This window comes from Acinetobacter sp. SW-226 (assembly GCF_055632855.1).
This window is the reverse complement of record NZ_CM145752.1, coordinates 1,179,166-1,194,004: the sequence shown is the minus strand read 5'-3', so window position 1 is coordinate 1,194,004 and position 14,839 is coordinate 1,179,166. Positions and strand designations below refer to the sequence as shown.

Here is a 14,839-nt window from a genome sequence, read left to right as displayed (position 1 = left end):
TTAGATCTGCCATTGTAGTAAAGCAGGCCACAGACACAAGGCGTTAATTTAACTCGAAATCAGTATAAATGTTACAAGAAATTAAAAAAGCTGCATCTTATACACTTCTCTAGTGCATTTGCGTTATACAATGGTGCCCGCTTAGTTTTAATTTTCAGTTTACGGAAGTTGTGTATGTCACAAACAATTACCCTGTATGTCGATGGTGCTTGTCGTGGAAACCCAGGTCTTGGGGGATGGGGTGCCTACATTATTACAGAAACTGAAGAACATAAACTGTGTGGTGGTGAAGATAATACCACCAATAACCGCATGGAACTCACTGCCGCTATTGAGGGTATCCTTTTTTGCCCAACAGACGCAAAGTTGATTGTTTGGACAGATTCAACCTACGTAAAACGCGGCATTACCGAGTGGATTACGGGTTGGAAAAAGAAAAATTGGAAAGATGTTAAAAATCCAGACTTATGGCAAAAACTCGATGCAGCCTGTCAAGGGCGTGATATCGACTGGCATTGGGTTAAAGGTCATGCAGGTCACGAAGGCAATGAAATGGCAGATCAATTGGCAAACCTCGGTGCCGATCAAACACAGGCTCAACTTCGTCAGTCTAAAACTGCAACAACAGAACCCTCTGTAGATAAAAAAAAGTTGAACCCGACTGGTTGTTAAACGATCCTTTTGGTTTGGGTTTCGATGACGAAGAAGCCGATGACAGCGAAGATTTAGCCGAAAGTGAAATAGACGTTCCAGTACAAGAACCAAGTACAGTGGCTGAACCAGAATTTGAGACAACGAAGCCTTCTACTGATCAAACGCCTGAAATTACGGCAAGTGTCGATTTAACACAACTCAAACAACATCCACAAATTGTGATTACCCCGCGTAAGGTTGAAGTCTTTGGTTCAAGACAACTCATTCTCGATACCGAAACCACAGGTTTTTATTATCAAGATGGCGACCGTATTATTGAAGTCGGTGCCATTGAAATGGTCAACCGCAAACTTACGGGTAGTTCAATTCATATTTATATCAATCCGCAAAAACCTGTGGGCGACTCTGAAAATGTCCACGGTATTTCAGATGACTTTCTTAAAGACAAACCGCTGTACCAAGATATTGCAGATACTTTGTTTGCATATTTAAAAGGTGCTGAGATCATTGCACATAACGCGACTTTCGATATGAACTTCTTAGATACAGAGTTCAAGCGTGCAGGTTTTGTTGCGCTTTCTGAAGTATGTGCGGTGACAGATACTCTCGCGATGGCAAAGTCTAAGCATCCGGGACAGAAAAACTCACTCGATGCCTTAGTTCGCCGTTACGAAATTCCACAGCGTGACCGTACCTTCCACGGCGCCTTACTCGATGCTGAAATCCTTGCTGATGTTTACTTAGCTATGACGGGTGGTCAGGTTTCTTTTGATATGGACGCCCTATCACATAGCGAACAACAAAATAGCCAAGCAACACGTCAAACACTTGAAATTGAACTCCCAGTGATTTTACCCTCGACCGAGGAACTAGAAGCACATGAGACTTGGGTCAAACAATACCAAGAAAAACATGGTACACCTTGCCTTTTTGCCAAATAAAATCTAAAGTTTTTGTTAACTTTTGTATTACAAGATTTTTCAGTTAGGCTATAGTGATAAACAAGTTGCTATGCCTCTATTTGGCAGCATATAAACACGATAAAACACTAGGATAGGTGCAGATCAATGTCTTACCAAACCTCTATTCATTTTGATCCAACAGCGCTGCTGATAATAAAAAATGAAGTGGATAATTCCATTAAACTGGTTGAATCAGCTGTGAGCACCTTAGCAGAAGATCAGACTTTACCATTTGGAATTGACGATGCATTAAACCAATTTGAGCAGTGTGCTCAAGTCCTTGCATTGATTGATATGCCAAGCTTGGCAAAAATTGCTGAATACTCTGCTGAGTTAATGCGCAAGATCATGGGGAATCCTGCACAAATTAATACTCAAGATGTCATTGCGCTGAGTGAAGGCACAACGATGCTAAAGCGCTACATTGAATTCATCTGCTTAAGAGAAGTCAAAATCCCACAGTTTTTACTCGATACATTAAACCGACTGGAACGGGCTTTAGGTAAACCTTTGACCCAAGAAGGTCAACATATCGAGTCGCTATTAGATTGCATCACTCCTGATTTTCATTTACCCCAAGCACCAAGTCTTGAAAAATCACAATACGTTCACCGCTTGTATAAGCTTTCTCTAAGCAAAATGCTGAAGCAAGAAGAGAGTGAGTTGGACTTACAAGCTATAAAATTGGTTGGAACCTATTTAGCGGGGCTATCTGAACAAACACCAAGTAAACAGTATTGGAACTTGGTCTATGTTGCACTCAATCAAATTGATCAGCTCATCATCAATGAACCCCGCTTACGCACCCTAGTCAGTATTGAACGTAATATGGCGCAATTCTTTGCAGCCCCTGAAAGCTTCAAAGCAGACTTAACAGATCTTGCTAATATTCTCAGCCTTTGTATTAGCCAAGAAGATGAAGTATCTCAGCAAATTCGGAGTCAACTCAACATTGGCGATGACCTACTGACTGATACTCAACTACAAGTTTTCAGCCGCCACTTATATGGCCCTGATTTTGAAACAATGCATACGATTAGTGATTTGGTCACCGCTGAAATGTCACAAATCCGTAATGATATTGAGTACAACTACCAAAACATGACGCCAGAAAAGACTCAAGAGCTTCAAGCGAAGCTGGTCGATCTTGCCAATATTTTCAAAGTGTTAAATTTAAACGAAGCACATAATGACTTAAACCGTCAGGCAGCATCTCTCAGTCAAACTGATATGCTTAAAGATGAAAACTTTGCACAACAACTCATGAATGTCATTCTGTCAGCAATGAACTCGATTGGCGTACTAGAGCGTCACCATACATCAAGCCGCTTGCAGCTTCGTGTGAATAACATGAATATCTCGCTAGACCGTTTAGACGAAGCACATGCAGCTTTGCTCACAGAAGCAAAAGTATCCATTGATTTAAGCAGTCAAGCATTGACGCAATACCAACAAGAACAAAACTTAATCGTGCTTGAGAATACCTCTGCCCAGTTACGTGAAGTAGCTGGTGCAATGTTGTTCTTGGGTGCAGAACATGGTCAAACAGCACTGAATATTGCAGCAGCATTTGTTCAACAACAGCTAGATGCAGAAACGGCTCTGACGGCAGCGCAAGTGAATCATGTGCTTGATGCACTCGCAAGTGCCGATATGCTGATTGAGAATTTAAAGAGTAAACAACCTGTATTACACAGCATGTTTGATGTAGCATTAGCCAGTAGCCAAAACTTAAAGACTGTTGCCTAATGTCAGAATTATCACTTGCATATATTTTTCATCAACAACAATTATTGGTTGACCATAACTTCCAATTGCCCCGTGTAGAAAAGTTAGCAAGTGATTTAAGTTTTCACTCGGGTGATCAGGTGATTGCCCGAGATTTATTAGAAAATGAGCCTATTCCCGAAGGTTTACAGTTAATTCCAATTCGTCAGTTACTTCCACTTTGGAGTACTGAGCAATTTGAGCAAGCCAGCCGCGCAATCCAACTACTAGAATGGCGCCGTAATCATAAGTACTGTAGCCACTGTGGTCATGCCACTCAAGCACATGCGACCGAGTACGCCATGATTTGCCCTGCCTGTGGTTATCATCAGTACCCACGTGTACAACCGTGCGTGATTACAGTCATCACTCGGGGGGAAAATGAAATCCTATTGGCTAAAAATGCACGTAACACACGCAGCAACATGTATGGTTTGATTGCAGGTTTTGTTGAGGTCGGTGAAACTTTAGAAGAAGCGGTACGTCGCGAAACCTTGGAAGAAGTCGGGATTCAAGTGCAAAATATTCAATACTTGGCAAGTCAACCTTGGCCTTTCCCGAGTAATTTAATGGTTGCATTTAAAGCTGAATATGCCTCGGGTGAACTATGTTTACAAGAAGAAGAAATCAGTGATGCACAATTCTTTAAGTTTGATCAACTCCCTGAAATTCCTTTTAAAGGCAGTATCGCGCATGCGATGATTATGCATGCGACTCAAGGGACTATTGTAGCCGATGACACACGTGAGTGGCTATAAGCTCACTCACTGTTCCATGATAAGTTACGATCCAATTAATGCTTAAGTGCATCCTCTAACGCCTGCATGATTTTTTGCTTGGTACTAAAGTAACGACTAAATAAACTTGAGACTGAACCAATCATCGAGATATGTCCCATACGTGGTACGGTCCAAAGTTGACTGTAATTACCCTTTTCTTTCAATCTACGATCCAAGTCAACAGCATTGCTTAAGCCAACAATGTCATCATTTTCTGCAACCAGCAGATAATGTTTCACCGTATTCGACTCAACAAAATAATACGGCATGACTTCTTGATAAGGCTTGTTTTGATCAAAAGCATCTGCACAAATTGGATCGCCTTTATAGTCAAAATGATAAGGCCCTGCCAAACCAATAATGGCGGTAATTTGACTTCGGCACTGGATCTCATAAGGCTTAGGATGATAAAGCGCCGACATCACATTAAATGCACCTGCGGAATGCCCCATCAATACAACTTTTTCAGTCGAAATCTGATACTTTTGTTGATGCACATTTAAAAAGTTTAAAGCCAAACTCAAGTCATCAATTGAGGTCGGAAAGATATGCTCAGGTGCCAAATGATAATTAATCACTGCCACATCAAAACCTTCTTTGGCAAAAGCCTCACCAATGAAGCGATAGTCTTTCTTATCACCATGCATCCACGCACCACCATGCACAAAAACAATTAGTGGACGATGCTCACGTGGCGTTTGTGTGCGGAACAAATCCAAACGATGTCGCGCACGCAAACCATAAGCTACATTTTCTTGAACGAAATAGCCTTTACGCGGCGTTAAACGGTTTAGGGCATAGCTACCGACATCATAAATACGAAAATCACGGTACAGTAATCTTGCATACTCTACCGAACGATTCAGTCCTTTAATAAAAGGCTGAAGTTTATTGAACATTACTTGGCTCAACTTGGTCTGGGTCTATCGCTACAGGTGTTTGTTCTGTAGGTACAGCATTCATCATAGGTGATGCAAATGCATTGCTCGTTTGTGATTGTTGTTCAATGTTATCAACTAAGGTAATAATTTTAGTGACGTTACCCACTTGTTGTAATACTTGGTTTAAGTCCGCAATTTCAGCAGTATTTAAACGCCCCATCACATACAACACACCATCTTCTGTGTGAATCCGTACTTTTGCATCAGAAACCACCGCTGCTTTCATAATCAAACCACGGGTATTAGCCGTCACAGATGTATCTTGCATGATCGTACCGTAACTGATCTGGTCTCCAACAGTAATATAATTATGTACCGTTTTTACATCCGACATCGCACGGACATTATCTTCTGCGAGTTGACGTAAATGCTGATCAGGAACTTGTCCTGTTAATAGTACATTGCCGTGAAAACTTTCAATATTGACACGTGACTGTTTAAAACGGCTATCCAATTTATATAAATTAATTTTTGCAGTACGCTCAATTGAAGAGTCGATGAAAACTTGTCCTAATGAACGCGCACCACTTTCTGTTCCTACAGCAGCTGTCCCTGTTCCACCCGAAATGAAACTTGCACATCCAGATAAACTTGCGACACATAATACGGTCATTGCAATACGATTGAACACTCAGCAAGACTCCTCAATTTTTCAAACTATTTTTAATGCAGCATTTCAGCTCTGATTTTGTTCAAAGATTAATAAAGTCTTGATCAAAAGTAAAAGCATTTTCTATCCATTGCTGATCATAAGTGAATTTTGAAAAATCTTGCTGTATGGTTTTTGCAATTTCTTTAAAAAAATCAAAACAAATCACATCAAAGCGACAATAATAATGCTGGAAATGTGGATGATCTTGTAAAAATAACATGGCCGTTTTGGCTATTTTACGCTGTTTTGACTGGGAAATTGTTTCAACGGCTTGCGCAAATCGCGTTCTTGATCGCGCTTTAACCTCAACAAAGACCAACTCTTGCTCCTTCTGTACAATTAAATCAATTTCACCAAATCTTGAATGATAATTGCCTACCACATAAGCATAACCCTGTTGTTCTAATAAGACCAAAGCTTGCTGCTCTGCCCACTGTCCCAGTTTCATTCTGTTCTATTTCCCCGTTATTATTTTCTATGAATGGCAGTATGATCTAAAAATCATAGCTTAAATTATATACAGCTTGATGACTTCCATTATCTTCCTATCCGCTTAGACATAAAAGCTCTTATCTGAGATGTCTCACCACCACTTCTCTTGATGACTTCTACTTTTCCTTATTTCTTAATAGCCAAATTTCAAGCGAAGTCTTAAATTGTAGCTGGAAAATAGATGCCTCATAGATTCTAATTCACGCCATAGCGAGCAATTCGGGTAGAATGATGTATTGCAGTATGTTTGAAAAGATATATTGCACTTTTAGACTTTCAAGCGAAGTCCTTTTATTATTTTGCAGTGCGGAGAAAACCCATGAGTGGCCAGTTATTTGTAGTCGCAACCCCTATCGGGCACTTAGATGACATGACTTATCGTGCAATTGATGTATTAAAGTCAGTCAAAGTGATTGCTGCTGAAGATACACGAACCTCAGCTCAACTTCTTAAGCACTTCAATATTCAAACCCCTCTTACTGCATGTCATGATCATAACGAAAGTAATAAAATCGACTTGTTAATTCAGCGCTTGCTAAAGGGCGAAGACATGGCACTGATCAGTGATGCAGGTACGCCACTGATTAGTGATCCCGGTTTTAAATTGGTTCGTGCTGCACAAGAGCATAATATCCGCGTCATTCCTGTCCCTGGTGCTTGTGCCGCAATTGCTGCTTTAAGTTCAGTAGGCTTACCCAGTGACCGTTTTAGCTTCGAGGGATTTTTATCCTCTAAACAAACTCAGCGACTAGCAAACCTAGAAAAACTCAAAGACGAGACACAAACGCTAATTTTTTATGAAGCACCACATCGCATTTTAGACAGTGTCACAGATATGGCGAAGGTGTTTGGAGCAGATCGCCCTGTTGGTTTTGCACGTGAAATTACCAAAACCTTTGAAACCGTCAAGAAAATGACTTTAGGTGAACTGGTGGCGTTCATTGCCAACGACCATCATCAACAAAAAGGTGAAATTGTTCTGGTTGTAGGCGGTGCAACTGCAGAAAAAGATATGGAACAAGAAAAGCTTGATCAGCTGTTAACACGCCTCTTACAAGATTTATCTGTAAAAGCTGCATCTCAATTGGCTGCGGACTTAACAGGGATTAAAAAGAAAATTGCCTACCAACGTGCTTTAGAACTCACTCAAGGCGACGCTTAAAAATACAAAAATAAAGAGCAGCAGAATTTAGGTTTTTTGCCTCGTTCTACTGCTCTAAATGTTAAGCGGATCCATGTGAACCGCTTAACCCCAAATTATGTTTTTATATCAGTAAAAATTTATAAGTAAGAATATGTAGAGCTTGCCTCATACTTGAGTATTGTCTCTATAGAATTAGCTTGCTTCTTGGTAGATACGACCGCCAGGTAGTTGGCAAAAGTATTGTTTCAAGGCATCCAAACAACGATGGATCTTCATCGGCTGTTGTTCATGCTTTGAAGTGATAGCATATAAAGTAAAATTTGGTAGCTTCCATTCTGGAATAACTTCTACTAAAGAACCGTTCACCAATTCTTTTTGTACATCCAAATATAAAATCCGAGCGACCCCGTGACCATGCTGGCACAGCGTTTTTGTCACCAAAATATTGTTACTGGCTACTCTCGATTTCATCTCAAGCTCGACCATCTCACCTGTAACCACATTTTTAAAATCAAAATCATGATTATTTTTCATGATGGTAATCGGAATAAGATCGTGATTTTTTAAATCTTCAGGTCGTGAAATTGGCGCCGACTGGTTCAAATAACTCGGCGATGCGACCAAGATTTGTTCAACACGAGCCAAAGGCACAACATGAAAACTCTGATCGTCAACTATTGGCCCCATTCTTAAAGCAATATCAATACGCCCTGCAAGCAAGTCCACATAATGATTATCTGCTTCTATATGAACAGATAATCCACGATGTGCAGACATCCAATGTGACAAAGCAGGAATCACATGATTTGCACCCAACTCTGGCGTAGTCGCTATTCGTAGCTCACCGACTAGATCATCGCGCAATTCATTGATACGTATTTTGCCACGTTCAGCAGCGGCGAGCATTTCTTGACAGCTGTGGAAAAAAGCCTGACCTGCTTCAGTTAAATTCAACTTTCGAGTTGAGCGATGTAGAAGAACAACTTCCATCTCTTGCTCTAAAGAACGAATTTGCTGGCTTACAGCACTTGTAGTGATGCCTAGCTCACGCGCAGCACCACTAAAGGAACTTTTTTCTACAACACAAGCAAAAACACCCATTGCCCGTAGTTGATCTAACATAAAATTCTCTCTGGATTCATGAGAAGTTTTCATCTTTTCGATAAAAACAACTCATTGTATTATACGGTGAATTTTTTGCTTTGCATCCAGATTTTTTAATTTAATGGTAAAACTATAGTCGGATTGATTGGCTTGCCATCTAGGCGTACTTGGAACTCCAACATGGTACGATTTGTGCCTGTTGATCCCATTTCAGCAATTTTTTGGCCAGCTGTCACATTTTGACCGCTCTTCACATTCATTGCACTATTATGTGCATAGGCTGTGATATAGCCATCAATATGCTTAATCAAAATTAAGTTCCCATATTCTTTTAAACCGTCTGCCGCATATACCACCTGCCCATCTGCTGCTGCATAGATTGGATCGCCTTGGTTACCAGCATAGCGAATACCTTTCACATTATTGGCTAAATTGTAACCTTGCAATACAGCACCATTACTCGGTTTAACCCAACGTAAAGTCGAGGTTTGCGAGCTCGCAACAGGTGCAGTAGGTACTTTAGCAGGAGTCGTGCTGGTTGTGGTGGCTGTATTTTGACTCGGGAGACCAACATTTTGACGTTGAATTGGAGCAACTTGGGTCATTGGTTGTGTTGTTGTGGTACGCGGGTTCCCTGAGCCTTTTAAGCGTAGTGATTGCCCCACATAAATTCGGTACGGTGCAGCAATATCATTCATCTCTGCAACTGACAAATAACTCAGCCCATAACGCATCGCAATACCACTCAAAGTATCACCCGAACGAACCGTATAATAGTCTGGTGCTTTCGCAAAACGTGTTGCATTGTTGACCTGTGGCTTAGACGCACAACCACTTAAAATAACAGTCGAAACAACAGCAGTTGATAAAACAACTGTCTTCAACATGGCTGCGGGTACTGCAATGAAACGGATTTGAGACAACACAGACATTTATCTTACTCTCTAAAAAATACAAAAATAATAAATTTAATTTGCGCTAAGATTAGCAAAAAAGCATGTAGAAATAGTATCTGTGCGCGTATTTTCACAAAGTTATAACAAACAGTTGAGCATACGCCTTGTATTACCCAGCTGTATGGCTATTTATGGGTTCATTTGGACTTGTAATGCATGTAAAACGTCATAATTGGTGGCATCCATTTGAATAGGGGTAATACTCACAAAACCATGTGCCACTGCAAAAAAGTCAGACTCTACAGCATCATACCCCTGTTTAGGCTCTACTACCGCTTCACCAGATAATCCAATCCAATAGACTTGGCGCCCACGTGGGTCAACATGGCTGGTAATTGGTTTCGACTGACTACGACGTCCTTGATAGGTAATTTTCGCTCCCTGTAACTCTGCTACATCCGGGATATTAATGTTTAAAATATGTCGTGGTGGTAGCGTAGGCAAACCTTGTTGAACAAAGTCATGTACCCATTGTGCTGCATATTGATAATCTTCTGGGCTGTTGTAAGAACGTACTTCTGGCCCAGCCAATGATACTGCAATCGCCGGTTGCTTCATGAGGCGACCTTCAAAAGCTGCACCCACTGTTCCCGAGTACAGCACATCATCCCCCAAATTTGCCCCACTGTTAATCCCACTTACAACAAGGTCAAATTCAAAATCAAACAAACCATTCATAGACAAATACACACAGTCTGCAGGTGTACCATTGACTGCCCACATGTCAGGTGCAATTTCAATTGGGCGTAACGGGCGATCCAAGGTCAAAGCGCTAGAAAAACCGCTGCGTTCACTTTCTGGGGCTACAATTACAACTCGACCTAAAGGACGTAAAGCACGTGCCAATGCTTGAATACCAGGGGCAAAAACACCATCGTCATTAGCTATTAAAATATTCACTGCAATCTTCTTAAATCTATACTTGTCTGAAAAAACCTTAAAAAAACCATTTATTTATCTTTAATTTTAGTCGATATAGGTTCGCATTAATCTGTTAAATAAACGGGTACTGTAGCAGGTAATTTATTCAACCTAACAGGTAACTCAATGCTTTCAGATACCAAAATAAAATCGCTAAAACCTAAAGAAAAAATATATAGAGTACTTGATGCAGAAAGGTTATACATTGAAGTTAGACCTACTGGCAAGAAGTTATGGCGCTTCAAATACACTTTGAATGGCAAAAAGGTACTATAAGTTTCGGTGAATACCTTCTCGTATCACTTGAAGAAGCACGTAAAAAGAAAGATGAATCTAGGGTCTTGTTAAAAAACGATATAAACCCTGTTGATGAAAAAAAGAAAAAGAAGATTGATGCAGTTCTAGCCACATCTAATACTTTTAAAAAGCTTTATTGCACAAAGATTTAAAAAATAAATACCCCTAAGCGACTCAAGTTTAAATAACAACTTGGGTATGAGGTCGGCTTAATTCTGTAAATTTATTTAAGACTGCCACACGTGCATGAATCTCATTGACTTGACTGTCAAAATTCTTAGCGCTGAGTTTATCGCCTAATAATTCGATACAATGCATCTTGGTTTCGAGCAAACTACGCAGATGATATCCAGACCACTTTTTCCAAATCATTCTTCCTAGACGTTTACTGTTTTCAATAATTCTTTTCTTTCTAAAGATTATACTTTTTTGTCTTTCCATGGTTTTGCATTTTTTCTTGGCGGAATCACTGCTTGCGCTTGACGATCTGAGATCACTCGTCTGCAGCATTTAGTGTCATAGGCTCCATCGGTATAGACAGAATCTATTCGCTCATCAAGTGGTATTTGACCAAGTAAATCAGAGTACCCGTGAATCACTGATAACGATAGGTTTGTGCAACAAAGCCCCTTAAACCGGACTCCATAGCAGAACTTTGAGCATTAATCGGCGTGATACCTCTCGCAAGCTCTTCTTGATGTTTCTTCTCGTAAGCAAACATATAAGCTTGAAGTAAATTGTGATTGAAATCAAAAGAACCGCTATATATTGTTCTGCTTCTTTATATGTAAAAATAGCTGTTGTCATAACTTTTTAGGACTTACGCATTGACGGATTCAAAAAAGTATTAAAATACTTTATAAAGTATCTGTGATCAGACGAATTAAACATGCTTCTACAGCAACTTGTACATTACCCATTTATATGGGCTTTCTCATGACAGAACCGAACTCTATTAGCTGCACACAACTTGCCGAGACTTATAATATCTCGCATGATAGTGTAAATCGCTTTCTAGAGCGTGAAGACTACACACCTCACGACCTATATCAAGAATCAATTCAACATATTGATAATAATAAACTTATAGTCAGTATTGATGATACTGTTTTAGATAAACCATATAGTCAACATATGGACTTGGTTAGCTATTTTTGGTCAGGCAAACACCACCGATCCGTCAAGGGTATTAATCTCATTACCTTGTATGCGACAGATCGAAATGGTCAAAATATTCCAATTAATTTCCGAATTTATGACAAATCTGAAAGTAAAACCAAGAATGATTACTTTATGGATATGTTAAGTGAAGTACTCAGTTGGGGTGCAAAGATTCAATTTATTACAGGTGATAGTTGGTATTCATCGACTGGAAATCTAAAAACCATAAGAAAATATGGTATTCGATTTATGTTTGGTATCGACTGTAACCGTAAGGTTTCCCCAGAAAAAGGACAATGGTTTCAACTGCGCTTATTGCCAGATTTCCATCAGGGTCAAGTGATCTGGCTCAAAGATTTTGGCTTTGTACAATTATTTAAGACTCAGTTAAAAGAACAGCAGAGGTTTTATATTGTGCATCAAGATGAAGATGATTTATTGTCCTTTGAAGGTTTTCATGAATTACATTCAAGTCATTGGAAAATAGAGCAATATCACCGGGTGATTAAACAGGTTTGTCATATTGAAAAGTTTCAAGTAAGACGATCTAAACTGATTTTGAATCATATTTTTTCAGCCTTGATGGCCTACGTTGAGATACAAAAGAACCAGTTTGAGCGGATCTTTGAAAATATATATCGTTGGCAGAAGAAATTATTTAGACCAATTATCAAAAACTTCATTGATGACTTTATTCTCGATAAAAATCATCTGCTACCACAGAGAATCTATAAGTAATAGTGCGTAAGTCCTACTTTTTATCCTTCTTTTATTAAAATTACTTTTTTTTCTTTGGCGAAACCCACATTTTTGGCATACCTATGACTAAGTTCCAAAAGATATAAGTAATCCCGTAAAACATTAATGCACCTAGTATCCATAAACCCAACATAGAATTCGTGAATAATTTATAAAATGCTCCTCCACGACCTATGCTATCCGCACCTTCTAACATAACAATGAAAGGTAAAACAATTGCTACAGGTGATAGACACATATTCAATATTGAAACTAAAAACCTCTTAGGAATTGGGTGATTTAGCATTTTATGGTCATAAAGCAAATACGACACTATTAAAAATAGAGCAGGAAAAGAAAAAAAATACATTAAAAATATGTAAATCCAAGCTCTAACCTCCACAATATTTAACAATGAAACATCAATATGAAATGGAAAAAATCTTAATATCAATTCCAAATTACTCAGCACTATATATTTATCAAAAAAAACAAGAAAAAACTCAGATAACAATACCATAGCTCCACTAAGTAAAAATGAAGCCTTTAAATCAAAACCTACCTTACCCACACTACACTCGCTTATCGACATAATATAAAAACCACAATAAAAACATATTAAAATATTAATATTTCATTTATCCACCTCACCAAATACATCAAACAAACCCATTTTAAATATAATTTAACTCAATACTTTATAATTAATATAACCCCTTCAAAAATAATAAAAACCTCTGATTCTCATAATTCACTACACCTAAAATCTGCTCTAGTTAATTAATTCGTTTTGGAGTTTTATCTGCTTGAAATAGCTTATTTTTATAATATACCCTCCCCATCAAACTGACAACAAAAAAAGGGGAACCATGAACTAAAAATAAAGTTTCCTCAGTATTATTCCATTCAAATTTCCGCGCTATTGATCTAAAAAAATATGAATGGGTCCAGCACGCACAATACGATCCTAATTTTCTATTGTAAAATGTATATACATTATTTTTATTCACAAGTATTAAGCTATTATTTTATGGCACTTTAAATATGTTTTTACCTAAAATTTAAATCAGATGCTTAAAAATGTAACAAAATACTTAATCTAAATATTTGATATTTAATACTTTTTGCAAATTTTTAACATTTAAATAAAATCTATGAAATTCATCACAGTTATTTAAATGTATACACCTAAGTTTATCTTAAACTTAGCCATTTTTAGTCAGCAATTAAAATCAGTAGATTTACAGATAATATGAAAACATTAGCTAAAGAATTTAATGCCTTCAAAGCCAAAAGAAAAACGTATCGCATCTTAGGTGCAGACTGCACTATACATTGAGATAAAGCCATCTGAAAAGCAGGAACAACGAGTCTGAATGAATATTCAGTTATTACTTTACAAAAGGAAGAAAGCAGCAAGATAAAATAAGCTAGCTGCTTCAGGCTTAAGCATAGAAAACAAGCCAAAGAAAAGATAATCTAACCGATAATTATGTTCAGCATTTGTTCATCAAATTATTCATGTTTTTTACTCATTTCAGATAATAAATCCAGTTGTATTTCTTGTATTTGAGCTAATCTATTCCACTGATGCATCAATAGATGATCTATTTTTTCATTTAAATGTTGAATTTCTAACTCCGCCTTTAAATTTATTTTATAATCGTTTTGCGAACGCAACCTGTCTTTGGCTTCTTGTCTATTTTGGCTCATCATAATAACGGGAGCCTGAACAGCTGCGATACAAGATAAAATTAAATTTAATAAAATAAAGGGATATGGATCCGCAGGATGTGAAACCATCACGACTGTATTGATAATAATCCAGATCGCAAGGAAAAGCGCAAAGCACATGAGAAAAGCCCAACTGCCACCAAAACTAGCAATTCTATCTGCCCATCTTTCCCCTAAACTCCAATTTTGATTGAGCTGATCTTCTACATTTTGAGTGATCACCTCATGGTGTTGCAGACTTTTAATGACTTCACGCTCAAGATCTGTGACCTCTCCTTTCTCAGATTTTAACAGTGAATGAACATACTGAATTCGATATTTGGCTAAATCTGCTTGGCAAATATAACTTTGCGGTGACCATTCGGGGAAGTCATGTGCAATTTCTTCGATGATGGATTTTCGTATTGTCCCCATAGGAATGATATTTTTAATGAGGAATTTTTCCCCACAGACTAGACACTCACGACTTTCATTTTTTTCACTCATGATCACTCGCTTTAATAATCATTATAGTTTTTGGGGAGATAAACATCATCG

At 38.4% G+C, this 14,839-nt stretch carries 12 protein-coding genes and 3 pseudogenes; 6 read left to right on the top strand and 9 right to left on the bottom strand.

Annotated elements, in window-relative coordinates; all coding sequences use genetic code 11:
* The first annotated feature begins 174 nt into the window (after positions 1 to 174).
* The 3 genes and pseudogenes from dnaQ (at position 175) to nudC (ending at position 4,141) form a co-directional block, all read left to right on the top strand.
* Positions 175 to 1,595: pseudogene (dnaQ, locus tag ACZ8ZH_RS05660) on the top strand (DNA polymerase III subunit epsilon).
* 126 nt (positions 1,596 to 1,721) lie between these two features.
* Entirely contained in the window at positions 1,722 to 3,365 is a 1,644-nt protein-coding gene (locus tag ACZ8ZH_RS05655) for a chemotaxis protein (protein WP_119062999.1), read from the top strand.
* The gene (gene nudC / locus ACZ8ZH_RS05650; protein WP_110975304.1) at positions 3,365 to 4,141 is read left to right on the top strand and encodes an NAD(+) diphosphatase; all 777 of its coding nucleotides are present in this window, start codon (positions 3,365 to 3,367) and stop codon (positions 4,139 to 4,141) included. The genes ACZ8ZH_RS05655 and nudC overlap by 1 nt, the downstream gene beginning before the upstream one ends.
* A gap of 35 nt (positions 4,142 to 4,176) precedes the next feature.
* On the opposite strand, the gene ACZ8ZH_RS05645 is transcribed toward nudC, so the two are convergent.
* From ACZ8ZH_RS05645 to ACZ8ZH_RS05635, 3 genes are all read right to left on the bottom strand, one after another.
* Positions 4,177 to 5,061, bottom strand: coding sequence for an alpha/beta hydrolase (locus tag ACZ8ZH_RS05645; protein WP_086207795.1), 885 nt, complete (start codon positions 5,059 to 5,061; stop codon positions 4,177 to 4,179).
* On the bottom strand, positions 5,051 to 5,734 hold the full coding sequence (locus ACZ8ZH_RS05640; RefSeq protein ID WP_086207796.1) for a BON domain-containing protein: 684 nt from the start codon (positions 5,732 to 5,734) through the stop codon (positions 5,051 to 5,053). The genes ACZ8ZH_RS05645 and ACZ8ZH_RS05640 overlap by 11 nt, the downstream gene beginning before the upstream one ends.
* A gap of 61 nt (positions 5,735 to 5,795) precedes the next feature.
* A complete protein-coding gene (locus ACZ8ZH_RS05635; RefSeq protein WP_086207797.1) occupies positions 5,796 to 6,203 on the bottom strand; it encodes a YraN family protein in 408 nt (135 codons plus the stop codon).
* Positions 6,204 to 6,566: 363 nt separating this feature from the next.
* Between ACZ8ZH_RS05635 and rsmI the strand changes: the two genes are divergently transcribed.
* Entirely contained in the window at positions 6,567 to 7,409 is an 843-nt protein-coding gene (gene rsmI, locus ACZ8ZH_RS05630; protein ID WP_119063000.1) for a 16S rRNA (cytidine(1402)-2'-O)-methyltransferase, read from the top strand.
* A 174-nt stretch (positions 7,410 to 7,583) separates the two neighbouring features.
* Here the strand turns inward: rsmI and ACZ8ZH_RS05625 are convergent, their stop codons facing one another.
* The 3 genes from ACZ8ZH_RS05625 to surE all read right to left on the bottom strand — a co-directional run bounded on the left by ACZ8ZH_RS05625 (position 7,584) and on the right by surE (position 10,351).
* Positions 7,584 to 8,513, bottom strand: a complete 930-nt coding sequence (locus ACZ8ZH_RS05625) for a LysR family transcriptional regulator (RefSeq protein ID WP_086207799.1) — start codon at positions 8,511 to 8,513, stop codon at positions 7,584 to 7,586.
* Between the two features lie 95 nt (positions 8,514 to 8,608).
* Complete coding sequence (locus ACZ8ZH_RS05620; protein ID WP_086207800.1) at positions 8,609 to 9,427, bottom strand: peptidoglycan DD-metalloendopeptidase family protein; 819 nt, start codon at positions 9,425 to 9,427, stop codon at positions 8,609 to 8,611.
* 153 nt (positions 9,428 to 9,580) lie between these two features.
* The gene (gene surE, locus ACZ8ZH_RS05615; RefSeq protein ID WP_086207801.1) at positions 9,581 to 10,351 is read right to left on the bottom strand and encodes a 5'/3'-nucleotidase SurE; all 771 of its coding nucleotides are present in this window, start codon (positions 10,349 to 10,351) and stop codon (positions 9,581 to 9,583) included.
* 147 nt (positions 10,352 to 10,498) lie between these two features.
* Between surE and ACZ8ZH_RS05610 the strand changes: the two are divergent.
* Positions 10,499 to 10,797, top strand: a pseudogene (locus ACZ8ZH_RS05610) (Arm DNA-binding domain-containing protein); the annotation flags it as partial.
* Between the two features lie 52 nt (positions 10,798 to 10,849).
* On the opposite strand, the pseudogene ACZ8ZH_RS05605 reads toward ACZ8ZH_RS05610, so the two are convergent.
* Positions 10,850 to 11,250 (bottom strand): annotated as a pseudogene (locus ACZ8ZH_RS05605) (IS5 family transposase); the annotation flags it as partial.
* A gap of 289 nt (positions 11,251 to 11,539) precedes the next feature.
* Between ACZ8ZH_RS05605 and ACZ8ZH_RS05600 the strand changes: the two are divergent.
* On the top strand, positions 11,540 to 12,568 hold the full coding sequence (locus tag ACZ8ZH_RS05600) for an IS701 family transposase (protein WP_086197162.1): 1,029 nt from the start codon (positions 11,540 to 11,542) through the stop codon (positions 12,566 to 12,568).
* A gap of 40 nt (positions 12,569 to 12,608) precedes the next feature.
* On the opposite strand, the gene ACZ8ZH_RS05595 is transcribed toward ACZ8ZH_RS05600, so the two are convergent.
* Both ACZ8ZH_RS05595 and ACZ8ZH_RS05590 read right to left on the bottom strand, forming a co-directional pair.
* Positions 12,609 to 13,139: a hypothetical protein gene (locus ACZ8ZH_RS05595; protein WP_470247873.1), complete on the bottom strand. Its 531-nt coding sequence runs from the start codon at positions 13,137 to 13,139 to the stop codon at positions 12,609 to 12,611.
* Positions 13,140 to 14,083: 944 nt separating this feature from the next.
* Positions 14,084 to 14,788, bottom strand: coding sequence for a DUF1003 domain-containing protein (locus tag ACZ8ZH_RS05590; protein WP_119063002.1), 705 nt, complete (start codon positions 14,786 to 14,788; stop codon positions 14,084 to 14,086).
* Positions 14,789 to 14,839 lie beyond the last annotated feature (51 nt).

Bases quoted from the DNA above. Each gene is read 5' to 3' on its own strand.
- ACZ8ZH_RS05590 (WP_119063002.1), bottom strand. From the start codon at position 14,788: ATGAGTGAAAAAAATGAAAGTCGTGAGTGTCTAGTCTGTGGGGAAAAA.
- ACZ8ZH_RS05620 (WP_086207800.1), bottom strand. From the start codon at position 9,427: ATGTCTGTGTTGTCTCAAATCCGTTTCATTGCAGTACCCGCAGCCATG.
- ACZ8ZH_RS05635 (WP_086207797.1), bottom strand. From the start codon at position 6,203: ATGAAACTGGGACAGTGGGCAGAGCAGCAAGCTTTGGTCTTATTAGAA.
- ACZ8ZH_RS05625 (WP_086207799.1), bottom strand. From the start codon at position 8,513: ATGTTAGATCAACTACGGGCAATGGGTGTTTTTGCTTGTGTTGTAGAA.
- nudC (WP_110975304.1), top strand. From the start codon at position 3,365: ATGTCAGAATTATCACTTGCATATATTTTTCATCAACAACAATTATTG.
- ACZ8ZH_RS05655 (WP_119062999.1), top strand. From the start codon at position 1,722: ATGTCTTACCAAACCTCTATTCATTTTGATCCAACAGCGCTGCTGATA.
- ACZ8ZH_RS05645 (WP_086207795.1), bottom strand. From the start codon at position 5,061: ATGTTCAATAAACTTCAGCCTTTTATTAAAGGACTGAATCGTTCGGTA.
- rsmI (WP_119063000.1), top strand. From the start codon at position 6,567: ATGAGTGGCCAGTTATTTGTAGTCGCAACCCCTATCGGGCACTTAGAT.